Source organism: Streptomyces sp. HB132, assembly GCF_016909575.1.
GTDB lineage: Bacteria > Actinomycetota > Actinomycetes > Streptomycetales > Streptomycetaceae > Streptomyces.
The window spans coordinates 160,585-184,804 of the sequence record NZ_JAFBGA010000011.1 but is presented as its reverse complement, the minus strand read 5'-3'; the positions used below and the strand labels follow the sequence as shown (position 1 = coordinate 184,804).

Sequence of the window (24,220 nt, the reverse complement as noted above, 5' to 3'; positions counted from 1 at the left end):
ACGTCCTAGTAAATGTCGACGGCAAACCGCCCGGCGCTTCGCGCGGAGCGGTTCAGGTGCCTCTGGTCAGGCCTTGACGGCCTGTGCGGAGCCGTCGGTGATCAACGGCTCGACCTCCCGGACGACCTTGCGCTCGACGAAGAACGCGGCGGTCGGGATGGTGCCGGAGACCAGCACCCAGAGCAGCTTGCCGATCGGCCACTTCGCCTTGGATCCGAGGTCGAAGGCGAAGACCAGGTAGATGATGAAGAGGACGCCGTGGAGCTGCGAGACCGCGAAGGTGAGGCTCTCGCCGGTGTCGAATCCGTACTTGAAGACCATGCACACGCACAGGATCATCAACATGACGGCGGTGACGTAGGCCATCACCCGATAGCGGGTCAGCACGCTGCGTTTCATGGCATCGAGCGTAACCGGGCGGCCGGAGCGATCTTGCAGCGCCCCGGCCTCGCGGCTACCGGTCCTCGAAGTCCTGGGCGGCCACCCGCAGCGGGCGCAGCATGGCGAAGATCTCGGCGCACTCCTCGTCGTCGTACGCCCCGAGACCGAAGTCCATCGCCATCAGGTCCTGGCTGGCCGCCTCGACGACCTCGCGACCCTTGTCCGTGATGGAGGCGAGGGTTCCGCGCCCGTCGTTGGGATTGGGGCGCTTGTCGACCAGCCCCGAGCGCACCAGCCGGTCCACGGTGTTCGTCACGGAGGTGGGGTGCACCATCAGACGCTCGCCGATCTTGGACATCGGCAGCTCACCCGCCTGCGAGAAGGTGAGCAGGACCAGCGCCTCGTAGCGGGCGAAGGTCAGCCCGTACGGCTTGACCACCGCGTCCACCTCGGCGAGCAGGATCTGCTGCGCCCGCATGATCGACGTGATCGCCCCCATGGAGGGCACCGGTCCCCAGCGCCGGTGCCACAGTTCTTCGGCGCGGGCGATGGGATCGAAGGGGAGGCTGAGCGGCTTCGGCACGGGCATGACCTTACCCACTGGTCACATGGCGGTCAGCCCTGTCTCGCACTTCGGTACCGGATACGCGTTCTACGCACCTGAACGACCAGCAGGAGCGTGCAGACCGTACCCACCGCACCCGAGGACGCGACCACCCGGTGCACCGGGAAGAACTCCGCGGCCAGTCCCGCGAGGGCCATGCCGAGCCCCTGGGCCGTCATCAGACCGGCGGTGAGCACCGTCATCGCGCGTCCCCGCAGATACTCGGGAACCGCGTCGACGAACCACTGGTCGAGCCCGATGACGTACGCCGCCCCCGCCCCGGCCAGCACGAGGGCGGCCGCGGTCAGGGCCGTGCCCGGGCGGAACGCGTACAGCATGAGGGGCAGCAGGCCCACGGCGGCGACAGGCAGCACGATCCGGGAGCGGGCGCCGGGGGCGAGGGCGGTGCCCACGTACAGTTCGGCGCCGATGTGCCCCACGGCCATCGCGCACATGAGGAGCCCGAGCGCGGCGGGGCCCGCTCCGATCGCGTCCACGTACGGCGCGGCGAGCGCCTCCGGGGCCACCACGAAGAAGGCCGGCACCCAGAAGAGCAGGAGGAGCCCGCGGATCCGGCGGTCGCCGAGGAGTGCGCGCGCCCCGGCGAGCGACTCCTTCAGGAGCGGGCCACCGGGCTCTCCCGCCGTACGGGCGGGCCGGTCGTGGGTGCCCAGACGCAGCAGCGCCGCCGAGCAGAGGAACGTCACCACGGTGAACGTGATCGCCCCGCGCGGGGACAGCACGGTGAGCAGCACACCGCCCGCGCCGAAGCCGACGAACAGGGCGCTCTGCGAGACCAGGCGGAGCAGCGAGCGCCCGAGGACGTAGAGGTCGCCCTCCCCGAGGATGTCGGTGAGGGCCGCCGTCCGTGTCCCGGTGAAGACGGGCGCCACCGCCGCCACCACGCACCGCAGCGCGAGGAGCATCGCGACGGGTGTGGCCGGGAGCACCATGACGGCGACGCAGCCCGCGCAGATCAGGTCGCAGGTGACGAGGACCCGGCGGGCCGGGTACCGGTCGGCGACCCCCGCGAAGAGAGTGCCGCCGACGACGTACGGGAGGAAGCCGAGCGCGAAGGTGAGGGCGGACAGGAGGGGCGAGCCGGTGAGGTCGTAGACGAGCACGGTGAGCGCCAGCTCACTGACGACCACGCCGAGCAGGGAGAGCAGGTGCGCGGCGAAGACCGCCCGGAACTCCCGCACGGCGAGGACGGCACGGTATCCCCCGGCTCCGGGGGCCGGGGCGGAGGCCGCTCCCGCCTCCGGAGCGGGGTCCTGGCCCGGCGAGGACGCCGGCTCCGGGGGCAGGACGGGTTCGCGGGGCGGACCCGCCGCAGTGGTGTGGTCGTTCGGCATGGACGCAGCTTGGACGAGCGGCCCGGCACCTCCGTAGACTTTCGGCTCACGCCGAAACCCGAGTGGGCCCCGACGATGCCGTTCCACCTTCACTTCGACGAGAGCGACCTGCTGCGCTGCCGCTTCGCGCTCTCGCCGCTCTGGGAGACGCAGGCGGCCGTGCGCACACTCCGCCACCCGTCCCGTCACGGCTACCACCTGCCGTGGCTCCGGCGGATCAAGGAGGGCGCCGCAGGGCTGGACCTGACACCGCTGTGGCTGCTGATGCCGGAGCCCGGCCACAACCCGGACTTCGTCTGCCCGCCGCCGCTCGGACCGCTCGCCACCTTCGCGGAGGAGCTGTCGGCCGTGCGCGGAACGGATCCGGCGACCGCCCGCGCCGACATGGCGCTCGCCCTCGCCGACACGCCGGGCGCCCTGCACTCGCCCGCCGGGCAGCGGATGCTCGCCGACCCGGCGCGGACGGTCCAGGAACTGGCGGACCTGCTGGAGCGGGCGTGGCAGGTGATGGTCCGGCCGCACTGGCCCCGGTTGCGCGCCCTTCTGGAGGCGGACATCGCCTTCCACTCGCGACGGCTCGCCGAGGTCGGCTTCGAGCGGCTGCTCGGCGAGCTCAGCCCGCGGCTCCGCTGGACGGACTCGACCCTGACGGTGGCCGGCACCCGCGGCGACCACAGCCGGGTGCTCGGCGGCCGGGGGCTCGTCCTGATGCCCAGTGTCTTCGTCTGGCCGGATGTCGTCGGCGGCCACGAGCCCCCGTGGCAGCCCGCCGTGATCTACCCCGCGCGTGGCATCGGCGGACTGTGGACGGAGTCCGCCGACCGGACACCGGAAGCGCTCGCCCGGCTGCTGGGCAGGGCCCGCGCCGACGTGCTGTGCGCCCTCGGCGAACCGGCCGGGACGAGCGTCCTGGCACACCGGCTCGCGCTCGCCCCGTCCTCCGTGTCCGCGCACCTGTCGGCGCTGCGCGCGGCGGGCCTGCTCACCTCGCGGCGCTACGGACACCAGGTGCTGTACGAACGCACCCCGCTGGGCATCGCACTGGCGGCGCAGGAGACCTGAACGACCGGCGTGGCGTGGTCAGTTCCCTCCCGGGGGAGGGCTCGCTCCGGCGGTGGCGGCCAGTGCGGGCTCCGGCTCCGGGACGGGACGCGCCGTACGCGACCGGTCGAGCGCGCCGCGGGTCCCGGGCCTGCGCAGCGGAGTGAGGGACCACGGCACGAGAGGCACCAGAGCGGTCACCAGGGCGAGCAGCGCCCAGACGCGCGACTGCGTGTGGGTGAGGACCAGCACACAGCTCAGCACGCCGAACAGCCGGGTGGCAGCCTCCACGGGCCGGCGGACCAGCGTCAGCGTGTAGCTGACCAGCCGTCCGGGCCGCACCCGGAACAGCGCTCTCCCGTACTGCCGCAGCAGCGTCCCGTAGGCCTCCCGGAACCGGCGTGGCCGCCGGGTGGACCGGTCGGCCCAGCAGACGGGCCGCTCCCCGGCGGCCCGGGCGTCCGCGGTGTGGACCGAGCGCCAGTGGCGTCCGGTCAGCGGGTTGCGCAGGCGGTGGATCGCGAATCCGGTGGCCAGAGCCTCCGTGGCGGAGCCGTGGAAGCCGCCGGCCTGGCGCAGTGCCGCGACGCGCGCGACCTTGTCGGTGCCGTCGAACAGGGGCGCCCCGTAGCGGTTGCCCGCCAGCTGGGCCAGCGCCTCGGAGAGCAGCTGCGAGGACCCGGCGGCCCGTGCCTCGCCCCCGTGGACCCGCGGGCCGACGACGAAGGCGATGTCCGGGTCGCGGAAGTAGCCGGTCATCCGCTCCAGGGACTCCGGCCGCGGGACGTGGCCGGAGTCCACGGATGCGACGAAGTCGTAGGCGTCACCGTGCTTGGCGAGCCAGGCGTTGACGTTGCCGTGCTTCGTCCCGGCCTTGTGCGGGCCGGTCTCCTGGTTCCACTCGGGTACCCCGAGGCGGGTGAAGTGGTGCACGCCCAGCTCGGCGCAGAGCATCCGGGCCTCGGGGTCGTCCCCCTCGTCGAGCAGCCAGACGTCCAGCGGTCCGGGGTGCCGCATCCGTACGGCGCCCTCCAGGGCGGCCCGCACGGTGGAGAGGGGCTCCCTGCCCGGCACGTACGTGGTGAGGAAGGCGAGCCCCCGGCCCGGCTCCGGCGTCACGGGGACCGGGTCCCTGGCCACCGACAGGGCGTACGCCACAGCGGCCAGGTTGGCCAGCAGGAACAGCTCGACCAGGCCGACGGACACCAGCGTCAGGGAGTCGGCGAGCACCAGCCACCTCCGGCCGCCCCCACCCCGGGTCCAGTGCGTCGGCCACAACACGTGCAGCAGCAGCAGTCCGGTGACCGCGGGTACGAGCGGCATCAGGAGGACGGCGCCTATTCGATGCCTCCGGGTGCGCGGGAGGCCGCGGTACCGCACCCGGTACCCCGTCGCGGGCGGCTCCGCGGGCGCACCCGCGTGGCGGCCGCAGCTGTCGTGATCGTGACCCTCCGACGGCATCACGCCTCCCATGGTCAGGAATCCTGGTATCACCACAGAAATGGACATATGGCAATGTGTCGACCCGGCAGGCCCGAGAGAGGGGTTTTCTTCGCCCGAACGGAAAGAGCCCCCGACACCGGGGGCTCTTCGTGTGTGGCTCCTCTTGTGCGGCTTCCGGTGCGAGTCGAGTGGCTTCCTGCGCGAGGGCAGGCCATGACCAGGGCGTCAGCGGGCGTCAGCCCGCCAGATGTCGCTCCACCGTCTCGACCTTGGAGGTCAGACCGTCGGTGACGCCCGGCCTGATATCGGCCTTGAGTACCAGGGAGACGCGGCCCGCGCGGGCCTCGACCGCGGCGACGGCACGCTTGACGACGTCCATGACCTCGTCCCACTCGCCCTCGATCGAGGTGAACATCGCGTCCGTGCGGTTGGGCAGCCCGGACTCGCGGACGACACGGACGGCGTCGGCGACGTACTCGCCGACGTCCTCGCCGACGCCCAGCGGGCTGACCGAGAAGGCGACGATCACGCGCTCACCTTGCCCTCGGCGCGGGCACGGGCGGCGATGACGCCGTCGGCCTCGTACTTCTTGAGCAGCTTCTCCCCGTAGAGCCCGCCGAACGGCACCACCGCGAGGAGGAAGAACAGGCCGACACGCTTGAGGGGCCACTTGGCCTTGACCCACACGTCCACGAGGAAGATGACGTAGATCGTGAAGAGGATGCCGTGCAGCGCGCCGAGGGGCGGCATCAGGAAGTCGATGTCCGAGACCCGCATGAGGAGCGAGCCGAAGATGAGCAGTGCCGGGAAGGACAGCGCCTCGGGAAGCGAGATGAGGCGCAGCCGGTGCAGGGCGGAAGCGGTCTTGATGTCCACGAGGGCACCTTCGGTGGGAGGGGCGTGTCGGCTTGTGAACGCAGGCACAAGCACAGCCATTGTGGCATCGCCGCCCGCCTCCCGGGGCAGGGGGTCCCGTCGGGCCTCCGAGGCACGTATCACCGCATATCAGGGTCGTGCGGGGGTCGGGATCGTCCGCCGGGCCCTGTCCGCCGGGCTCGCATGCGGCTAACGTCGCACCGTGGCGATGTTCCGACTCCAAGGCAGCAAGACGCTCGCCGTCGACCTGACAGGCGACGCCGTCAAGGCGAAGAACGGCTCGATGGTCGCGTACGACGGCCGGATGGCGTTCAAGAAGATGTCCGGCGGCGGTGAGGGCCTGCGCGGCATGGTGACCCGCCGGCTGACCGGCGAGCAGATGGTGATGATGGAGGTGACGGGGCAGGGCACCTGCTACTTCGCCGATCGGGCGAGCGAGATCAACCTCGTCTCGCTGCACGGCGAGACCCTCTACGTCGAGGCGAGCAATCTGCTGGCCACCGACGCGGGACTGCGTACCGGCACCTCCTTCACGGGCCTGCGCGGCGGGGCGAGCGGCAACGGCCTGTTCACCACGACCGTCGAGGGCACCGGCCAGGCGGCGATCATGTCGGACGGCTCCGCCGTGGTGCTGCGGGTGACACCCCAGTACCCGCTGAACGTCGACCCCGGCGCCTACATAGCTCACCAGGGCAGACTCCAGCAGCACTTCCAGTCCGGGGTGAACTTCCGGACGCTCATGGGTGAGGGCTCCGGCGAGTCCTTCCAGATCCGCTTCGAGGGCGACGGACTCGTCTACGTGCAGCCCAGCGAGCGGAACACCGTCGGGGGTGACGTCTGATGCCGTTCCGTGAGATCAACTCGAAGATGGTCGAGGCCGCGGTGGCGCCGGGCCAGAAGATGTACAGCCAGCGCGGTGCCATGCTCGCGTACCGGGGTGACGTCTCGTTCACCCCGAACGTCCAGGGCGGGCAGGGCGGCCTCGGGTCGATGATCGGCCGGCGGGTGGCGAACGAGGCGACCCCCCTGATGACGGTCGAGGGCAGCGGAACGGTGATGTTCGGCCACGGGGGCCACCACATCCAGGTGATCAACCTGGCCGGCGACACCCTCTACGTGGAGGCCGACCGGCTGCTCGCCTTCGACGGGACGCTCCAGCAGGGGACCATGTTCATGGGCTCGCAGGGCGGGGTGATGGGCATGGTGCGCGGCCAGGTGACCGGGCAGGGCCTGTTCACGACGACACTGAAGGGTCACGGCGCGGTCGCCTTGATGGCGCACGGCGGGGTGATCGAGCTGCCGATCGCGCCGGGAAGGCCGGTGCACGTGGACCCGCAGGCCTACGTCGCCCACCACGGGGACGTGACCAACAAGCTGTCCACCGCGCTCGGCTGGCGCGACATGGTGGGGCGCGGTTCCGGTGAGGCGTTCCAGCTGGAGCTCAGCGGCAGCGGAGCGGTGTACGTCCAGGCGTCGGAGGAGAAGCTGTGAGCACGCCCGTGGTCTTCGACCCCATGACGCTGCCGTCGGACGACAACGTCAACTCGTACACCTTCTGCGTGGAACTCAAGGGGAGCCAGTGGTTCCTGCAGAAGGGCAAGATGATCGCCTACTACGGGCAGATCGACTTCAACGGCATCGGGCACGGCCGCTTCGAGCGGCTGATCCGTACGAGCTTCCACTCCCCGCTGCACGCGAGCGACTGGGTGGTGGCCGAGGGCAGCGGCAAGATGCTGCTGGCGGACCGGGCCTTCGACGTGAACTCCTTCGACCTGGAGGAAGGCAACCTGACGATCCGGTCCGGCAACCTCCTGGCCTACCAGCCGACGCTGGCGCTCAAGCAGTCGATCGTGCCGGGCTTCCTGACCCTGATCGGGACGGGGAAGTTCGTCGCCGCGTCCAACGGGCCGGTGGTCTTCATGGAGCCGCCGCTGCGGGTGGACCCCCAGGCGCTGGTGGGGTGGGCGGACTGCCCCTCACCGTGCCACCACTACGATCACGGCTACATGACCGGCGTGATGGGCGGGCTGCGCTCGCTGACCGGAATCGGCGGCACCTCCGGCGAGGAGCACCAGTTCGAGTTCGTCGGGGCGGGTACGGTACTGCTCCAGTCGACGGAGGCGCTGATGCCCGAGCAGGCGACCGGCGCCGTGCCGCACGAGCCGGGCGTGCCCGGCGGCGGGCCCGGGGGCGGTCAACACGGCTCCACGCCTCGCATGCCCGGTCAGCTGGGGGACCTCCAGCGTCGCTTCGGGCTGTGAGCGGTAGTCTGCGGAGTGTGACGCCGGGGCAGGCGCGTGCGCGGGGTCACACACGAGAATTCGTCCGGCTTTCAACATCTTAGGTAGAATTCATACATGGAGACCGAGACGGCCACCCGCTGGCTTACCGATGCGGAACAGTGCGCCTGGCGCACCCACCTGGACGTCAGCAGGCTGCTGACGCATCAGCTGGAGAAGGATCTGCAGCCGTTCGGCCTGACCATGAACGACTACGAGATCCTGGTCAACCTCTCGGAGTCGGAGGACCGGCGGCTGCGGATGAGCGATCTCGCCGCCGCCACCCTGCAGTCCAAGAGCAGGCTCTCGCACCAGATCACCCGCATGGAGAACGCCGGCCTGGTACGGCGCGAGCACTGCGAGTCGGACCGGCGCGGGCTGTTCGCGGTCCTCACGGAACTGGGCGGCGAGACGATGCGGAAGGTCGCGCCCCACCATGTCGAGTCGGTGCGCAGGCACTTCATGAATCTCCTCTCCCCCGAGGAGCTCGCCGGACTGCACGATGCCCTGACCCCGATCGCGGAGCACCTGCGCGGCCGGCGCGGCAAGCCGTAGCGCGACCCCTCAGCCCTTCCCGTCCGGGTCAGCCGGCCGCCGGCTCCCCTCCAGGCACGGGCCGCAGCGGCAGCCGCAGGGTGAACAGCGCGCCCCCGCCCGGTGCTTCGGCCACCGTGAGTGCGCCTCCGTGCCGGGAGGCGACGTCCCTGGCGATGGCCAGGCCGAGCCCGGCCCCGCCGTCGTCGCGGCTGCGGGCGTCGTCCAGGCGGACGAAGCGCTCGAAGATCCGGTCCTGTTCGGCCTCGGGCACGCCCGAGCCGTCGTCGGCGACCTCCACGAGCACACCGCCCCGGTCCTCCCGCACCGACACGGCGATCGAACGCTCCGCGTGACGCTGGGCGTTGTCCAGCAGATTGCCGACCACCCGGGCCAGCTGCCCGCGCGACCCGGCGACTTCGAGCGACCCGCTGCCGGCGACAAACACCTGCGGCGGGATCCGGTCCGTCGTGCGCTGGGAGACCTCCTCGCGGACCAGCGCTCCGACGTCGACCGCCGTGCGCCCCGGCCGCTCCCCCGCGTCGAGCCGGGCGAGCAGCAGCAGGTCCGCCGCCAGCGCCTGCAGCCGTACGGTGTCGGCGACCGCGCCGGGCACGTCCAGCAGCTCCGGGTGGGCCTGCCCCACCTCCAACTGGGTGCGGAGCGAGGCGATCGGACTGCGCAGCTCGTGCGAGGCGTCGGCGACGAAACGCCGCTGCCGGTCGACCGATGCCTCCAGGACGGTGAGGGTTTTGTTGGTCGTACGGGCCAGCCGTGCGATCTCGTCCCGCGAGTCCGGCTCGGGCACCCGGCGGCTGAGGTCCTCGGACGCGGTGATCGCGGCCATCTCCCGCCGGATGCCCTCGACCGGCCGCAGTGCGCGCCGGGTGACCAGCCAGGTCACTCCGGCGACGACGAGCAGCATGAGGGGCAGTCCGGTCAGCATCGAGGTGCGCACGGTGTCCACGGCCTCCTGCTCGGCCGCGAGCGGGGCTCCCGCGCGGACGGTCAGGGTGACGTCCTGCTCGGTGGTCGACTCGAGGGCCGCGAAACGGTAGTCCGCCGTCTCGCCGTCGACGGTGGCGGTTCCGTTCGTGAAGTCCGGCGGGTCGGAGGAGACCTCGCCCCGGGCCGGTTCGCTCCCGTCGTCATCGTCGTCGTCATCGTCGTCGCCCGGGCTCGGTACCGGCGCCGACGGCACCGGTACGACCTGCGCCGTGCCCGTACCCGAGATCGCCTCCAGGTCCTTGGAGACGGCCACCACGCGCCCCTGCTCGTCGGTCACCTGGACGGGGTGGGTGTCCTCGTCGCCCAGTTCGAGTTCCGCGTACGTCGCCCCCAGGGCCAGCTGCCCGGCCACCTCACGTGCGGCCACCTCGGCCTCCAGGCCCGCCCGGTCCGTCAGGTTGCCGCGCAGCACCAGGAGGACGGCCAGCCCCGCGACGGTCAGGGCGACGGCCACGACGAGGGTGGCGCCCAGCGCGGCCCTGGCGCGCACGGACCTCACAGGGCCTCCAGCCGGTAGCCCGCGCCCCGTACCGTACGGATCGACGCGGCCCCGAGTTTGCGGCGCAGGGTGCTGATGTAGACCTCGACGATGTTCGGGTCCCCGTCGTAGGCGAAGTCCCAGACGTGCTCCAGGATGTCCGCCTTGCTGACCACCTCGCCCACCCGCAGCACGAGCTGTTCCAGAACGGCGAACTCCTTCGCGGTGAGGGTGACTTCCTCCTCGCCCCGGTGGACCCGCCGGGCGGCGGTGTCCATCCGCAGCATCCCGGCGGTCAGCACCGGGGAGGCGGAACCGCCGCGGCGGCGCAGCAGCGCCCTGATCCGGGCGACGAGCACGACGTACGAGAACGGCTTGGTCAGATAGTCGTCGGCGCCCGTGTCGAGGCCCTCGGCCTCGTCGTACTCCCCGTCCTTCGCCGTCAGCATCAGGATCGGCGTCTCGTGCCCCGCGGCGCGCAGGGCGGCGCAGATCCGGTAGCCGTTCATCCCCGGCAGCATGATGTCGAGGACCAGGAGGTCGTGGACGCCCTGACCGGCCAGGTGCAGACCCTCCAGGCCGTCGTGCACGACGTCCACGGCGAAACCCTCGGCGGTGAGTCCCCTCGCGAGGGACGTGGCCAGGCGCTTCTCGTCCTCCACGATCAACAGGCGCATGAGGACAGCTTCCCAAAACGAACCTGAAGACGTCTTCAGGTGGCTTCAGGCTGCGTTCAGCATCGCGCCGCCAGTGTGGAACCCGTCGCACCGCAGATCCCATCGGGGAGGAACCCATCATGAAGCGCAACATCGCAGTCGCCGCTCTCACCGCCGCCGTACTGGTCGGAGGCGGGATCGTGACGACCGCCGCCTTCGCCGACTCCGACGGCGCGGGCGACGACGACCGGACGGTGGCGGGCACGGACCGGGCGGCGGGCTCCGACGGGGACACCGGGGGCACCGGGACCGCGAAGACCGGGCGGACGACGCTCGACGAGGCGGTCGGCGCCGCACTGAAGGCCGTCCCCGGCACGGTCACCGAGGCCGGGCTGGACGATGACGACGACAGCGCACGTACCGTCTGGGAGCTCGACGTGTACGGCTCCGACAAGGTCTGGCACGACGTGACCGTGGACGCGCGGAACGGCAAGGTGCTGTCCCACCGCGAGGACGACGACAACGACGACCGCGACCGGCACGCGCCCCGTTCGGCGAGCGTCTCCCTGGACGCGGCGGTGAAGGCCGCGCTCGCGGCTCAGCCCGGCACGGTGACGTCGGTGGACCTGGACGACGACGGCGACGACGACAACGGCGAGCGCGGTGCGCTGCACTGGGGCGTCGATGTCACGGGCAAGGACGGCAAGCAGCACGAGCTGCACGTGGACGCGAAGAGCGGCAAGGTGACCGTGGACCAGGACGACGACCGGGACGACGACCGGGACGACAACGACGACGACTGATCGTCCCGCCGTGCGGGCACGGTCCCGTCCCCGACCGCCTCAGGGGGCGAACCCGGACAGGACCGTGCCGTCGCCGGGCGAGGAGAGGAACAGGGCCTCGTCCACGGCGATCAGGGAGGGTGGAGGGCCGCCGACGGGCAGGGAGAAGATCTTGCCCGTCTCGGGAGGGTTCTCGCCGTCGGCGTCCAGTTCGTAGGCGTCCACCGTGACCTCCGCGTGGACGAGGGCCCGGGGGCCCACGATCGAGACGTCGCCGGCCGCTTCGTCGAGCAGTGTGTCGACGTGGTGCCACACTTCCTCACCGTCACTCAGCCGGAAGGCCCGGACCTCGCCGGGCGCCGAGACCACCACCGTCCCGTCCGCCGTGACGGCCGGCTTCTTCGCACCCTTCATCCCCTCCGCCAGGGTGCGCCGGCCGGCGGGGGCTGCGATGTCCGTCACCGTGAGGCCGTCCCGGGCGACGCAGATCAGCTCGCCGTCCTCGAGCACGGGATGGCCGCACTCCGTCCTCTCCTCGCCGACTCCGGGCAGCCGCTCGCCGGACTCGGCGTCGAAGACCCGGATGCTGCTGCCCACGGCCACCACACGGCCGTCGCCCGCCAGGAGCGTGAACGGGAACTCGTCGTGGTCCACGCCCCACTTCTGCGGCTTCTCGCCGCCGCTGATCTGCTGGGCGACCAGGGTGCCGGCCGAGCCGCCCCGCGCCCGGGCGACGTAGTAGATCACCCCGTCCGCGTACACCGCTCCCGTCCCCGGGCGCCCGCCCGGCACGGTCCGCCGCCAGACCTCCTTGCCATCGGTCAGGCGCAGCCCGACCAGCTCGTCCCGCACGAACGCGTAGACCGTGCCGTCCTCCACCGCGGCGATCGACCGGCCGTCCGCACCGGTCTGCGGACCGGGTTCCTCCGGGACGTTCCAGCGTTCACCGCCCGTCGCCGCGTCCAGGGCGGTGACGCCGTGCTCACCGGAGCAGACGAGGACGGCGGCCGACAGCACACAGCCGTACTCGCCCGTGTCCTCGCCGGACTTCCAGGGCTTCCAGCCGGCCGGCCGTGCGGAGAGCTTCCCGTCCCGGCCCCCGAAGTCGTCGGTGCGGCCGGCGTCCGCCCCGGGCACGACCGTGGGGCCGGAGGCGGACACCGGCTCGGACGCGGACGCACCGGGCCGTCCGGCCGCCGGACCGTCGGCTCCGTCACCGTCGAGCAGACCCGGCAGGAAAGCGGCGCCCAGCACGGCACAGACCACCGCGATCGCGGCCACTGCCACCAGCCGCCCCCGTCGCCGGGTGCGCACGGGGAGCGGCCGCGGCGGCGCGGGCGGCCGCGACGGGGCCGCCGGCACCGACGCGGCACACCGCAGGGCCCGTTCGGCATGGGCGGCGAACTGTTCCCGGAGCGCGTCGTGCCACGGGAAGGGGGCGGGCACACCGCCCGGCAGGAGCAGCCCGGCCAACTCGTACGGGGTGGGCCGGTCCTCGGGGCGGGGGGCGAGGCATCGTTCGACCACCGCCCGCAACCCGGCCGGTACGCCGTCGAGTTCGGGTTCACCGTGCGCGATCCGGAAGATGACCGCTGCCATGTCGGGGTCGTCGAACGGACCGCGTCCGCGCGCCGCGAAGGCCAGCACCGCGCCCAGGCAGAACACGTCGGAGGCCGGGACCAGCGCACGTGAGCCGTTGACGTGTTCGGGTGAGATGTAGCCGGGGCTGCCGACCACCACGCCGGTCCGGGTCAGCCGGGTGGCCTCGAATGCCTGGGCGATCCCGAAGTCGATGACCTTCGGCCCGTCGTCACCGAGCAGTACGTTGCCCGGCTTGAGGTCGCGGTGCAGCACCCGCACCGCGTGCATGTCGGCGAGCGCCAGGGCGAGGTGCGAACCGACCGCGCGGACCACGGCCTCGGGCAGCGGGCCGGTGCGGGACACCGCTTCGGCGAGCGAAGGGCCCGGGACGTACTCGGTGGCGAGCCAGGGGGTGTCGCCCGTCGCGTCGCCGCCGACCAGCGCCGCCGAGTGGGGGCTGCGCACGGCACCGGCCGCCGCGATCTCGCGGCGGAACCGGACCCGGAAGCCGTCGTCGAGGTCCAGTCCGGCGAGCACGGTCTTCAGCGCGACGAGTCCGGCGAGCGGTTCGCCGTGGACGGGCGGGGCGGACTCCGCACGGGCCAGGTACACCTCTCCCATCCCCCCTGCGCCGAGCAGTCCCAGGAGGCGGTACGGACCGATGCGGGTGCGCCCACCGGGCGGCAGCGGCTCGATCACGAGGAGGCCGGTCCGGGGATCGCCACGGAGACGGCGATGCCGTGGCGGTAGACGATGTGCACGACCCGGCCCGCCGGGAAGATCTCGGGCGGCCGGTTCTGCTTGCCCAGCGCGTCACCGTAGGCGGGGTCGTACGGCTCCTCGATCTCGGGGACCGGCACGTCCTCGATCGCGGTCCGCCGCAGTGGCCCCGGGGTGTCCCCGTCGCCGAGCGCGATGCTGTGGAGTGCGTCGGTGTCCGCCCAGACGAGTGTGCCGTCGACGACAGCCGGGGCGGAGGCCGGGTTCCTCCTCCGCGCTTCGGCGTCCTCGCCCAGGCCGTAACGGCCCAGGACCTCACCGTCGTCACGGCCGACCAGAACGATCTCCGGCTCCTCGGTGCCCTCCCCGGCCCCCTCCGCCCCCGGCGTCGCGGACGTGCCCGTCCTGAAGACGGTCACCCGGTCGGTGCGGGCCACCACGGAAGCGTCCCGGCCGACTCCGGCGGGCGGCGACTCCTGGCCCGTACCGTCCTGGGCCTGTGGGCAGTGAACGGCGAAGTCGGACGGCGTCTTTTGCGGACATCCGGCGTCCCGCTCGGCACCGTCCTCGGTACGGAAGGCACGGAGGCCTTCCTCGTTCCTGGCGTAGAGAATCCCGTCCCGTGCGCCCAGCGGCCAGAAGTTTCCGCGCTGGGCCTTGGCCAGGCCCTCCCCGACGAGCGGCTTGCGCCACTTCTCCGTCCCGTCCCGGACGTCGAAGGCGGCGATCTCGGATCCGTCGGGCAGGTCACCGATGTCGGCGAAGACCAGCCCGTCCGCCACCTGCGGTGAGCTCTCCGGCATGTGGGCGCCCCCGGTGCGGGCCTCCCAGCGGGACGTGCCGGTCAGCGCGTCGACCGCGAGCAGGCGGTTACCGGTGGCGAAGTACACCGAGTCCCCCCGCACGACGGGAAGGGTGGAGCCTCCCGGCATGAAGAACTGACCGCTCGGGCTGATCCGGGCGTCCCCGTCGCCCTGCTCCTCGACCGCCTCGTAGGTCCAGAGGTTCTTGCCGTCGGCCGCGGAGAGCGCCTCGTACGATCCGTCCGCCGTACGGCAGACCACCACGTCCTGGCCGGCCGCGCAGCCGAGGGGGGTACCGGAGAAGGTCGCGTGCCACGCTTTCCAGCCGGCGGGACCGGAGGGGGCGGCGCTGCTCCCGCCTCCGTCAGCGTCCCGCGCGGCGAGCAGACCCCCTGCGGCCGCTCCCGCCAGGACGACCGCGACCAGGGCCGCACCGAGGAGGCGGCGACGACGGGCGGGACGGTCCGCAACGGGGCCGGGCGGCAGACCCGGGCCCTGGGTGGGCAGTTGGTCCACCGGTGTCGGACCGGGGCTCTCGGCGGAAAGCCGGTCCGGGGCCGGACCGGCTCCCTGGGCGGGCGGTCGGTCCTCCGGCGTCCGGCTGGCCGTCGCCCCCTGCGTCGGGGTGTACCCCGGCGGCAGCGGCCCGCCCAGTGCCCGTACGGAGGCCAGCTCCCGCTCGTACTCGGCGATGTGGGCCGCGACCGGTCCCGGCCACCCCACGGAGCCCTCCGGGGCGAGGCGGGCGGCCAGGACGGCGGGCGTGGGGCGGGCGGAGGGATCGGCCACCAGGCAGTCCTGGAGCACCGCGCGCAGGGCGTCGGGCACCCCGTCCAGGTCGGCCTCCACGTACTTGACCCGGTACAGCACGGCGGCCACCGGACCGTCACCGAACGGGTCACGGCCGGTGGCGGCGAAGCACAGGACGGACGCGAGACAGAAGACGTCGGAGGCGGGCACCACGCGTCCGCTGCCCGCGACGTGCTCCGGGGACATGAAGGCGGGGCTGCCGATCATGCGGCTGGTCGTCGTGAGCGGGGTGGCGCCCGCACCGCGGGCAATCCCGAAGTCGATCAGGCGCGGCCCGTCGGCGGCGAGCAGGACGTTGCCGGGTTTCACGTCCCGGTGCACGACGCCGGCCGCGTGGACGGTCTCCAGGGCCCGGGCGAGTTCCGCCCCGAGCATCCGGACCTCTTCCTCCGCCAGCGCACCCGACCGGCGTACCGCGGCCGACAGGGTCGGGCCCGCGACGTAGCCGATGGCCAGCCAGGGCACCTCCGCGTCGGCGTCACCGTCCAGGACCGGGGCCAGGGCGGGGCCCGTGACCGACCGGGCGACCTCGATCTCGCGCCGGAAGCGCTGCCTGAACCCGGGGTCCTGGGCGACGTCACGGCGGACCGTCTTGACGGCGACGGGGACGACGTCGTCGCCGGAGCCGTCGCGCTGTCCGAGGAAGACCTCGCCCATGCCGCCCGCGCCGAGTCTGGCCAGGACGGTGTAGCGCCCCACGTGCCGTGGTGAGTCCTCGCGCAACGGGCCCAGCATGCGTCCCCCCGACGTGCTCGACCAGGGCACGCACCGCACGCGCCCCGTTCCGCCGCATGTTCTCACGGCCCGTCAGGAGCGGAGCGCGGCGCCTCACGACGCGGACACGCCCTGCGGCGGTTCCCCGGGCGGCCCGCACGCCGCCCGGGGAGCCGTCAGTTCCCGCCGGTGAGACCCGCGACCAGTTCGTCCGCCGCCGCGTACGGGTCGAGGCCTCCGGCCACGATCCGTTCCGCCAGCGCGTCCAGCCGGCGATCGCCGTGCAGATCGGCGATGCGCTCACGGAGAGCGGTCACGGCGATCGTCTCGACCTCGCGGGCCGCACGTGCCGTGCGCCGCTCGGCGAGGACTCCGTGCTCCTCCATCCACGCCCGGTGCTTCTCCAGTGCCTCCACGACCTCGTCGATGCCCTCGCCCCGGGCCGCGACCGTCTTCACGATCGGCGGCCGCCAGTCGCCGGGCCCACGGGACTCCCCCAGGCCAAGCATGTGGTTGAGCTCTCGGGCGGTGGCGTCCGCGCCGTCCCTGTCGGCCTTGTTGACGACGTAGACATCGCCGATCTCCAGGATTCCGGCCTTGGCCGCCTGGATGCCGTCACCCATGCCCGGGGCGAGGAGGACGACGGAGGTGTCGGCCTGGGAGGCGATCTCCACCTCCGACTGGCCCACCCCCACGGTCTCCACGAGGATCACGTCGCAGCCCGCCGCGTCCAGTACCCGGATCGCCTGCGGGGCCGACCACGCCAGTCCGCCCAGATGGCCGCGGGTGGCCATGGAGCGGATGTAGACGCCCGGATCGGAGGCGTGCTCCGACATACGGACCCGGTCACCGAGGAGCGCACCCCCGGAGAACGGCGACGACGGGTCGACGGCCAGGACCCCGACCCGTCTGCCGGCCTTCCGGTAGGCGGAGACCAGCGCGGAGGTCGAGGTGGACTTGCCGACACCCGGCGACCCGGTCAGGCCGACGACGTAGGCGTGGCCCGCGAGCGGTGCCAGCGCCGCCATCACCTCCCGCAGCTGCGGCGAGGCACCCTCCACCAGGGAGATGAGCCGGGCCACCGCACGCGGCCTGCCCTCACGTGCCTGCTCGACCAGGGTGGGGACGTCCACCTTCACTCGGCCTCCTCGCTCGCTCGTACGGTGACTACTTGCCCGGTACGCGGATGATCAACGCGTCACCCTGGCCGCCGCCGCCGCACAGCGCCGCCGCCCCGGTGCCACCGCCACGCCGCTTCAGCTCCAGCGCCAGGTGCAGCACCAGACGGGCGCCGGACATGCCGATGGGGTGGCCGAGCGCGATCGCGCCGCCGTTCACGTTCACCTTGTCGGAGGTCACGCCGAGGTCCTTCATCGACTGGACCGCGACGGCCGCGAAGGCCTCGTTGATCTCGATGAGGTCGAGGTCGTCGACGCCGATGCCCTCCTTCTTCAGGGCGTGAAGGATGGCGTTGGACGGCTGCGAGTGGAGGGAGCTGTCCGGGCCCGCCACATTGCCGTGGGCGCCGATCTCGGCGATCCACTCCAGGCCCAGCTCCTCGGCCTTCGCCTTGCTCATGACGACGACCGCGGCGGCACCGTCGGAGATCTGCGAGGCGGTGCCGGCGGTGATCGTGCCGTCCTTGGAGAAGGCCGGGCGGAGCTTGCCGAGCGACTCGGCGGTCGTCTCGGGGCGGATGCCCTCGTCCTTGGAGACGAGGATCGGGTCCCCCTTGCGCTGCGGGATCTCGACCGGGGTGATCTCGGCCTCGAAGATGCCGTTCTTCTGGGCGGCGGCGGCGCGCTGGTGGGACAGGGCACCGATCTCGTCCTGGTCGGCGCGGGCCAGCCCCAGGCGGATGTTGTGCCTCTCGGTGGCTTCGCCCATCGGGATGTTCTCGTAGGCGTCGGTCAGGCCGTCGTGGGCCATCGAGTCGAGCATCTGGATCGCCCCGTACTTGTATCCCTCACGGGACTTCGGGAGCAGGTGCGGGGCGTTGGTCATGGACTCCTGGCCGCCCGCCACCACGATGTCGAACTCACCGGCGCGGATCAGCTGGTCCGCGAGGGCGATGGCGTCGAGCCCCGACAGGCACACCTTGTTGACGGAGAGCGCGGGGACGTTCATCGGGATTCCGGCCTTGACGGCCGCCTGGCGTGCCGGGATCTGCCCTGCCCCGGCCTGGAGCACCTGGCCCATGATCACGTACTCGACCTGGTCGCCGCCGATCCCGGCCCGGTCCAGCGCCGCCTTGATGGCGGCGCCTCCGAGGTCGGCTCCGGAGAGGCTCTTCAGCGAGCCGAGGAGACGGCCCATGGGCGTCCGCGCGCCCGCGACGATCACTGAGGTGGATCCGGTCGTTCCTGACATGAGGCACAGCCCCTTGGGATCGGTTGTGAACGAGGGTTTACATGAATGTACTGAGCGGTACCGCGCCCGTCATCCGGCAGCGGGTGTGATCGCGCGCACGTTGCGTAACCATCCCCGGAGCGCTGCACTGGTTCCATGCTGACGCGAATCGACCACATCGGAATCGCCTGTTTCGACCTCGACAAGACCGTGGAGTTCTATCGCGCGACCTACGGCTTCGAGGTGCACCACACCGAGATCAACGAGGAGCAGGGCGTCCGGGAGGCCATGCTGAAGATCAACGAGACCTCGGACGGCGGAGCTTCCTACCTCCAGCTGCTCGAGCCGACCCGTGAGGACTCGGCCGTGGGGAAGTGGCTGGCCAAGAACGGTGAGGGCGTGCACCACATCGCCTTCGGGACCGCGGACGTCGACGCGGACGCCGCCGACATCCGCGGGAAGGGCGTCCGGGTGCTGTACGACGAGCCCAGGACCGGTTCGATGGGCTCCCGGATCACCTTCCTCCACCCCAAGGACTGCCACGGGGTGCTGACCGAACTGGTCACCTCGGCGACAGAGCACTGACCCGACCGATACCCGGCCCGGTAGAGTGGGCTGCTCCGGGCCGGGGCCGGGTCGGAGCCGTGCCGTTGATCTGTCACCATTCCCCGGGGGACCGCTCGCCGGCGAGCGGTACTCGTTTGGATTTTGCGACCAGGGTTGGGGCCTCCCCTTCTCAGTGGGGCATCCCCTGCTCGAACGAAGTTGAGAGCTCGGGGAAGAAGTTGAGAGCTCGGGGAAGGATGGGACCGCGCAGTGCGGGGCTACGAGAGCCAGCAGAGCCACCGGGCTGACGACCATCTCTCGCGGTTCGAAGCCGAGATGGACCGGCTGAAGACCGACCGGGAGAAGGCCGTCCAGCACGCCGAGGACCTCGGCTACCAGGTCGAGGTCTTGCGCGCCAAGCTGCACGAGGCGCGGCGCAGTCTGGCGACCCGCCCCGCGCACGATGGCGCGGACATCGGCTACCAGGCCGAACAGATGCTCCGTAATGCCCAGACCCAGGCCGATCAGCTGCGCACCGACGCCGAGCGCGAGCTGCGCGAGGCCAGGGCGCAGACGCAGCGCATCCTGCAGGAGCACGCTGAGCACCAGGCCCGGCTCCAGGCGGAGTTGCACGCCGAAGCGGTGCAGCGGCGCCAGCGGCTCGACCAGGAGCTGGCGGAGCGCCGCCAGACCGTCGAGTCCCACGTCAACGAGAACGTCGCCTGGGCCGAGCAGTTGCGGGCCAGGACCGAGTCCCAGGCACGCCGTCTCCTGGACGAGTCACGCACGGAGTCCGAGCAGTCGCTGGCCGCCGCCCGTGCCGAGGCCGCGCGGCTGGCCGACGAGACCCGTCGGCGCATCAACTCCGAGGCGGAGGCGGCCCGTGCGGACGCCGAGTCGACCCTGCTGCGGGCCCGCCGGGACGCCGAGCGGCTCCTGGAGGCCGCCTCCACCCAGGCCCAGGAGGCCACCGGTCACGCCGAGCGGCTGCGCTCGACGGCCACAGCCGAGACCGAGCAGACCCGGCAGCAGACCGCCGAGCTGAACCGTGCGGCCGAGCAGCGCATGCAGGAGGCCGAGACCCGGCTGCGCGAGGCCCGGCTGGAGGCCGAGAAGGTCCTCACCGAGGCGAAGGACGCCGCGGCCAAGCGGCTGGCCGGTGCCGAGTCGCAGAACGAGCAGCGCACCCGTACGGCCAGGTCCGAGATCGCCCGGCTGGTCGGCGAGGCCACGAAGCAGGCCGAGACGCTGAAGGAAGAGGCCGAGCAGGCGCTCGTCGACGCCCGCGCGGAGGCCGAGCGGGTGGTCGCCGAGGCCGCGGAGAAGGCCCGCACCCTGGCCGCCGAGGACGCCGCCGCCCAGCTCGCGAAGGCGGCCCGGAGCGCCGAGGAGGTCCTGACCAAGGCCTCCGACGACGCGAAGTCCACCACCAGGGCGGCCCGCGAGGAGGCCGACCGGATCCGCCGTGAGGCCGAGGCCGAGGCGGACCGCCTGCGCGGCGAGGCCGCCGAACAGGCCGACCAGCTCAAGGGCGCGGCCAAGGACGACACCAAGGAGTACCGGGCCAAGACCGTCGAGCTGCAGGAGGAGGCACGCCGGCTCCGCGGCGAGGCCGAGCAGCTGCGCTCCGAGGCCGTGGCCGAGGGCGAGCGGATCCGCGGCGAGGCCCGCCGCGAGGCCGTCCAGCAGCTCGAGGAGGGGGCCCGCACCGCCGAGGAGCTGCTCACCAAGGCCAAGGCCGGTGCCGAGGAGCTGCGCACCTCCGCGGGTACCGAGAGCGAGCGCGTCCGGAGCGAGGCCGCCGAGCGCGCCGCCACCCTGCGCAAGCAGGCCGAGGAAGCGCTCGAACGCAGCCGTGCCGAGGCGGAGAAGCTGCGCGCCGAGGCCGAGGAGCAGGCCACCGCGCTGACCGCGGCGGCGGAGAAGGCGGCCGCGGAGCTGCGCGAGGAGACCGAGCGCGGCGTCGAGGCCCGTAGGTCCGAGGCGGCCGAGGAGCTGACCCGGCTGCACACCGAGGCCGAGTCCCGGGTCACCGCCGCGGAGCAGGCACTCGGCGAGGCGCGTGCGGAGGCGGAGCGGATCCGCCGCGAGACGGGCGAGGAGTCCGAACGGCTGCGTGCGGAGGCGGCCGAGCGGATCCGTACGCTCCAGGAGCAGGCCACGACGGAGGGCGAGCGGCTGCGCACCGAGGCCGCCGCCGACGCCGCGCGCTCCCGCGCCGAGGGCGAGTCCGTTGCCGTACGGCTGCGCAGCGAGGCCGCGGCCGAGGCGGAGCGGCTGAAGAACGAGGCGCAGGAGAGCGCCGACCGTGTGCGCTCCGAGGCCGCGGCCGCCGCCGAGCGGGTCGGCGCGGAGGCCGCCGAGGCCCTGGCCGCCGCCCAGGAGGAGGCGAACCGCCGCCGCCGTGCCGCCGAGGAGGCGCTCGGCTCCGCGCGCGCCGAGGCGGAGCAGGACCGCGAGCGCGCCCGCGAGCAGAGCGAGGAACTCCTCGCCTCCGCCCGCAAGCGGGTCGAGGAGGCGCAGGCCGAGTCCCAGCGGCTGGTCGAGGAGGCGGAGAGCCGGGCCGCGGAGCTGGTGTCCGCGGCCGAGCAGACCGCGCAGCAGGTGCGGGACTCCGTCTCAGGGCTCCAGGAACAGGCCGAGGAGGAGATCACCGGGCTGCGCTCGGCCGCCGAGCACTCGGCGGAGCGGACGCGGACCGAGGCGCAGGAGGAGGCGGACCGGGTCAGGTCCGACGCCTACGCCGAGCGTGAACGGGCCGCCGAGGACGCCGGCCGCATCCGTCAGGTCGCGCACGAGGAGTCGGAGGCCGCGAAGGCCCTGGCCGAGCGGACCGTGTCCGAGGCCATCGCCGAGTCGGAGAAACTGCGCTCGGACACCTCGGAGTACAGCCAGCGGGTCCGCACGGAGGCATCCGACGCCCTCGCGTCGGCGGAGCAGGACGCCTCGCGGGCCCGGGGTGAGGCCCGTGAGGACGCCAACCGGATCCGCTCCGAGGCGGCTGCGCAGGCCGACCGGCTCATGGCCGAGGCGACGAAGGAGAGCGAGCGGGTCCGCACCGAGGCCACCGAGCAGTCCGAACGCTTCGTCAAGGAGGCGACCGACGAGGCGGAGCGACTGCGCGCGGAGGCGGCTCGGACCGTCGGCGCGGCCCAGGAGCACGCCGGCCGCACCCGCGAGGAGTCGGAGCGGCTGCGCGCCGACGCCGAGGCCGCGGCGGAGCAACTGCGCGCGGAGGCCCGCCAGGAGGCGGACAGGCTGCTGGACGAGGCGCGTGAGGCCGCGGCGAAGCGCCGTACCGACGCCGCCGAACAGGCGGACCAGCTCGTCGAGAAGGCCCAGGAGGAGGCGCTGCGCGCCGCCACCGAGGCCGAGGAGCAGGCAGACAGGATGGTCGGCGCCGCCCGCAACGAGGCCGTGCGAATCACCTCGGAGGCCACGGTCGAGGGCAACTCCCTGGTGGAGCGGGCCCGTACGGACGCGGACGAGCTGCTCGTCGGTGCGCGCGGGGACGCCACCGCCACCCGGGAGCGCGCGGAGGAACTCAGGACCCGGATCGAGAGCGAGATCGAGGAACTGCACGAGCGGGCCCGGCGCGAGACCTCCGAGCAGATGAAGACGGCCGGCGAACGTGTCGACAAGCTGATGAAGGCGGCCACGGATCAGCGGGCCGAGGCCGAGGCCAAGGCCAAGGAGCTGCTGGCGGATGCGAATTCGGAGGCGAGCAAGGTCCGTATCGCCGCCGTGAAGCGCGCCGAGTCGCTCCTCAAGGAGGCCGAGACCAAGAAGGCCGAGCTGACCCGGGTGGCCGAGAAGCTCCGTGCCGACGCGGAGGCCGAGGCGAAGCAGATGGTCGACGAGGGCCGCCGGGAACTGGACCTGCTGGTCCGCAGGCGCGAGGACATCAATACGGAGATCTCCCGTGTCCAGGACGTCCTGGAGGCGTTGGAGTCTTTCGAGGCTCCGGGTGGGACGGGCAAGGCCTCGGGCGGAGGTGCCGGAGGCGTCAAGGCCGGCGCGGCAGCGGGTACGCGGTCGGGTGGCAAGGCGTCGGACGCGTAGCCGCCCGTGCATTTCGTCATGAACATTCAACCCTTCGGGCCGCAAGCACTCCGGGGGTCAGCCACTCAAAAGGGGTGTCATTCTCCATACCAAAGCGGCATCTTCACGTTGACACGCCGCTCGGGCCCCTAGGATTCCCTCTAACACCTCACCGGTCTCATTCGACAGGAACCCCATGAGCGACCCTTCCTCCCCCTTCGGCTTCGAGCTCGTGCGACGTGGATACGACCGCGGTCAGGTGGACGACCGCATCAACAAACTCGTCGCCGACCGTGACAGCGCGCTCGCCCGCATCACCTCTCTGGAGAAGCGCATCGAGGAGCTCCACCTCGAGACGCAGAACGCCCAGGCCCAGGTCAACGACGCCGAGCCGTCGTACGCCGGGCTCGGCGCCCGCGTGGAGAAGATCCTCCGCCTCGCCGAGGAGGAGGCGAAGGACCTGCGTGAGGAGGCCCGCCGCGCGGCCGAGCAGCACCGTGAGCTGGCCGAGTCGGCCGCCCAGCAGGTCCGCAACGACGCGGAGAGCTTCGCGTCGGAGCGCAAGGCGAAGGCCGAGGACGAGGGCGTCCGCATCGTCGAGAAGGCCAAGGGCGAAGCGACCACGCTGCGCTCCGACGCCCAGAAGGACGCCCAGCAGAAGCGTGAGGAGGCCGACGCCCTCTTCGAGGAGACCCGCGCCAAGGCCGCCCAGGCCGCCGCGGACTTCGAGACGAACCTGGCCAAGCGCCGCGAGCAGTCGGAGCGCGACCTCGCGTCCCGTCAGGCGAAGGCCGAGAAGCGCCTCGCGGAGATCGAGCACCGCGCGGAGCAGCTCCGCCTGGAGGCCGAGAAGCTCCGCACGGACGCCGAGCGCCGCGCCCGCCAGACGGTGGAGACCGCTCAGCGTCAGGCCGAGGACATCGTCGCCGACGCGAACGCCAAGGCCGACCGGATCCGCAGCGAGTCGGAGCGCGAGCTGGCTGCGCTCACCAACCGCCGCGACTCGATCAACGCCCAGCTGACCAACGTCCGCGAGATGCTGGCGACGCTGACGGGTGCCGCGGTCGCCGCCGCGGGTTCCCCGGCGGAGGACGAGTCCGCCACCCGTGGGGTCCCCGCCCAGCAGACCCGCTGAGCGACGGCCCTCACGTCGGCTGCGTCACTTTGCGCGCCCGGTTCCGCCTTTGTGGTGGCGCCGGGCGCGCGGCCGTTCTAGCGT

General features: G+C 72.5%; 20 protein-coding genes and 1 pseudogene. 9 read left to right on the top strand and 12 right to left on the bottom strand.

Annotated features, from left to right (window positions below; all coding sequences use genetic code 11):
* Positions 1–66 precede the first annotated feature (66 nt).
* The 3 genes and pseudogenes from JOC24_RS23750 to JOC24_RS23740 form a co-directional block, all read right to left on the bottom strand.
* A complete protein-coding gene (locus JOC24_RS23750; RefSeq protein ID WP_205022400.1) occupies positions 67–399 on the bottom strand; it encodes a DUF3817 domain-containing protein in 333 nt (110 codons plus the stop codon).
* Positions 400–454: 55 nt separating this feature from the next.
* Positions 455–964, bottom strand: a complete 510-nt coding sequence (locus JOC24_RS23745; RefSeq protein ID WP_205022399.1) for a MarR family winged helix-turn-helix transcriptional regulator — start codon at positions 962–964, stop codon at positions 455–457.
* Positions 965–974: 10 nt separating this feature from the next.
* A pseudogene (locus JOC24_RS23740) lies at positions 975–2,340 on the bottom strand (MFS transporter).
* A gap of 75 nt (positions 2,341–2,415) precedes the next feature.
* Here JOC24_RS23740 and JOC24_RS23735 point away from each other — a divergent pair.
* Entirely contained in the window at positions 2,416–3,402 is a 987-nt protein-coding gene (locus JOC24_RS23735; protein ID WP_205022397.1) for an ArsR/SmtB family transcription factor, read from the top strand.
* 18 nt (positions 3,403–3,420) lie between these two features.
* Here the strand turns inward: JOC24_RS23735 and JOC24_RS23730 are convergent, their stop codons facing one another.
* The 3 genes from JOC24_RS23730 to JOC24_RS23720 form a co-directional block, all read right to left on the bottom strand.
* On the bottom strand, positions 3,421–4,704 hold the full coding sequence (locus JOC24_RS23730) for a glycosyltransferase family protein (RefSeq protein WP_307792751.1): 1,284 nt from the start codon (positions 4,702–4,704) through the stop codon (positions 3,421–3,423).
* Between the two features lie 355 nt (positions 4,705–5,059).
* A complete protein-coding gene (locus JOC24_RS23725; RefSeq protein WP_015578763.1) occupies positions 5,060–5,353 on the bottom strand; it encodes an MTH1187 family thiamine-binding protein in 294 nt (97 codons plus the stop codon).
* Positions 5,350–5,700, bottom strand: a complete 351-nt coding sequence (locus JOC24_RS23720; protein WP_205022396.1) for a DUF3817 domain-containing protein — start codon at positions 5,698–5,700, stop codon at positions 5,350–5,352. The genes JOC24_RS23725 and JOC24_RS23720 overlap by 4 nt, the downstream gene beginning before the upstream one ends.
* A gap of 208 nt (positions 5,701–5,908) precedes the next feature.
* On the opposite strand from JOC24_RS23720, the gene JOC24_RS23715 reads away from it, so the two are divergent.
* From JOC24_RS23715 to JOC24_RS23700, 4 genes are all read left to right on the top strand, one after another.
* The gene (locus tag JOC24_RS23715) at positions 5,909–6,541 is read left to right on the top strand and encodes an AIM24 family protein (protein WP_205022431.1); all 633 of its coding nucleotides are present in this window, start codon (positions 5,909–5,911) and stop codon (positions 6,539–6,541) included.
* On the top strand, positions 6,541–7,191 hold the full coding sequence (locus tag JOC24_RS23710; RefSeq protein ID WP_205022395.1) for an AIM24 family protein: 651 nt from the start codon (positions 6,541–6,543) through the stop codon (positions 7,189–7,191). The genes JOC24_RS23715 and JOC24_RS23710 overlap by 1 nt, the downstream gene beginning before the upstream one ends.
* Positions 7,188–7,961 carry an AIM24 family protein gene (locus JOC24_RS23705; protein ID WP_205022394.1) on the top strand — a complete coding sequence of 258 codons (774 nt, stop codon included), beginning with the start codon at positions 7,188–7,190 and terminating at the stop codon, positions 7,959–7,961. The genes JOC24_RS23710 and JOC24_RS23705 overlap by 4 nt, the downstream gene beginning before the upstream one ends.
* A gap of 96 nt (positions 7,962–8,057) precedes the next feature.
* The gene (locus tag JOC24_RS23700; RefSeq protein WP_205022393.1) at positions 8,058–8,534 is read left to right on the top strand and encodes a MarR family winged helix-turn-helix transcriptional regulator; all 477 of its coding nucleotides are present in this window, start codon (positions 8,058–8,060) and stop codon (positions 8,532–8,534) included.
* A 28-nt stretch (positions 8,535–8,562) separates the two neighbouring features.
* Here the strand turns inward: JOC24_RS23700 and JOC24_RS23695 are convergent, their stop codons facing one another.
* Both JOC24_RS23695 and JOC24_RS23690 read right to left on the bottom strand, forming a co-directional pair.
* A complete protein-coding gene (locus tag JOC24_RS23695) occupies positions 8,563–10,020 on the bottom strand; it encodes a sensor histidine kinase (protein WP_205022392.1) in 1,458 nt (485 codons plus the stop codon).
* A complete protein-coding gene (locus JOC24_RS23690; protein WP_205022391.1) occupies positions 10,017–10,676 on the bottom strand; it encodes a response regulator transcription factor in 660 nt (219 codons plus the stop codon). Before JOC24_RS23690 ends, JOC24_RS23695 begins: the two co-directional genes overlap by 4 nt.
* A 119-nt stretch (positions 10,677–10,795) precedes the next feature.
* Between JOC24_RS23690 and JOC24_RS23685 the strand changes: the two genes are divergently transcribed.
* Entirely contained in the window at positions 10,796–11,458 is a 663-nt protein-coding gene (locus tag JOC24_RS23685) for a PepSY domain-containing protein (RefSeq protein WP_205022390.1), read from the top strand.
* A 39-nt stretch (positions 11,459–11,497) separates the two neighbouring features.
* Here the strand turns inward: JOC24_RS23685 and JOC24_RS23680 are convergent, their stop codons facing one another.
* The 4 genes from JOC24_RS23680 to JOC24_RS23665 all read right to left on the bottom strand — a co-directional run bounded on the left by JOC24_RS23680 (position 11,498) and on the right by JOC24_RS23665 (position 18,435).
* Entirely contained in the window at positions 11,498–13,717 is a 2,220-nt protein-coding gene (locus tag JOC24_RS23680; protein WP_205022389.1) for a protein kinase domain-containing protein, read from the bottom strand.
* A complete protein-coding gene (locus JOC24_RS23675; RefSeq protein ID WP_205022388.1) occupies positions 13,714–16,086 on the bottom strand; it encodes a protein kinase domain-containing protein in 2,373 nt (790 codons plus the stop codon). The genes JOC24_RS23680 and JOC24_RS23675 overlap by 4 nt, the downstream gene beginning before the upstream one ends.
* A 155-nt stretch (positions 16,087–16,241) precedes the next feature.
* Positions 16,242–17,204 (bottom strand): methylmalonyl Co-A mutase-associated GTPase MeaB, encoded by a 963-nt coding sequence (gene meaB / locus JOC24_RS23670; protein WP_205022387.1) that lies wholly within the window; start codon positions 17,202–17,204, stop codon positions 16,242–16,244.
* 28 nt (positions 17,205–17,232) lie between these two features.
* Positions 17,233–18,435, bottom strand: coding sequence for an acetyl-CoA C-acetyltransferase (locus JOC24_RS23665; protein ID WP_205022386.1), 1,203 nt, complete (start codon positions 18,433–18,435; stop codon positions 17,233–17,235).
* A 135-nt stretch (positions 18,436–18,570) separates the two neighbouring features.
* Here JOC24_RS23665 and mce point away from each other — a divergent pair, with 135 nt between their 5' ends.
* From mce to JOC24_RS23650, 3 genes are all read left to right on the top strand, one after another.
* A complete protein-coding gene (gene mce, locus JOC24_RS23660) occupies positions 18,571–18,999 on the top strand; it encodes a methylmalonyl-CoA epimerase (RefSeq protein WP_205022385.1) in 429 nt (142 codons plus the stop codon).
* Between the two features lie 231 nt (positions 19,000–19,230).
* Complete coding sequence (scy, locus tag JOC24_RS23655) at positions 19,231–23,022, top strand: polarized growth protein Scy (protein ID WP_205022384.1); 3,792 nt, start codon at positions 19,231–19,233, stop codon at positions 23,020–23,022.
* Positions 23,023–23,197: 175 nt separating this feature from the next.
* Positions 23,198–24,136: a coiled-coil domain-containing protein gene (locus JOC24_RS23650; protein WP_205022383.1), complete on the top strand. Its 939-nt coding sequence runs from the start codon at positions 23,198–23,200 to the stop codon at positions 24,134–24,136.
* Positions 24,137–24,220 lie beyond the last annotated feature (84 nt).

Bases quoted from the DNA above. Each gene is read 5' to 3' on its own strand.
- JOC24_RS23750 (WP_205022400.1), bottom strand. From the start codon at position 399: ATGAAACGCAGCGTGCTGACCCGCTATCGGGTGATGGCCTACGTCACC.
- JOC24_RS23735 (WP_205022397.1), top strand. From the start codon at position 2,416: ATGCCGTTCCACCTTCACTTCGACGAGAGCGACCTGCTGCGCTGCCGC.
- JOC24_RS23730 (WP_307792751.1), bottom strand. From the start codon at position 4,704: ATGCCGCTCGTACCCGCGGTCACCGGACTGCTGCTGCTGCACGTGTTG.
- JOC24_RS23715 (WP_205022431.1), top strand. From the start codon at position 5,909: ATGTTCCGACTCCAAGGCAGCAAGACGCTCGCCGTCGACCTGACAGGC.
- JOC24_RS23710 (WP_205022395.1), top strand. From the start codon at position 6,541: ATGCCGTTCCGTGAGATCAACTCGAAGATGGTCGAGGCCGCGGTGGCG.
- JOC24_RS23700 (WP_205022393.1), top strand. From the start codon at position 8,058: ATGGAGACCGAGACGGCCACCCGCTGGCTTACCGATGCGGAACAGTGC.
- JOC24_RS23690 (WP_205022391.1), bottom strand. From the start codon at position 10,676: ATGCGCCTGTTGATCGTGGAGGACGAGAAGCGCCTGGCCACGTCCCTC.
- JOC24_RS23685 (WP_205022390.1), top strand. From the start codon at position 10,796: ATGAAGCGCAACATCGCAGTCGCCGCTCTCACCGCCGCCGTACTGGTC.
- JOC24_RS23675 (WP_205022388.1), bottom strand. From the start codon at position 16,086: ATGCTGGGCCCGTTGCGCGAGGACTCACCACGGCACGTGGGGCGCTAC.
- JOC24_RS23665 (WP_205022386.1), bottom strand. From the start codon at position 18,435: ATGTCAGGAACGACCGGATCCACCTCAGTGATCGTCGCGGGCGCGCGG.
- mce (WP_205022385.1), top strand. From the start codon at position 18,571: ATGCTGACGCGAATCGACCACATCGGAATCGCCTGTTTCGACCTCGAC.
- JOC24_RS23650 (WP_205022383.1), top strand. From the start codon at position 23,198: ATGAGCGACCCTTCCTCCCCCTTCGGCTTCGAGCTCGTGCGACGTGGA.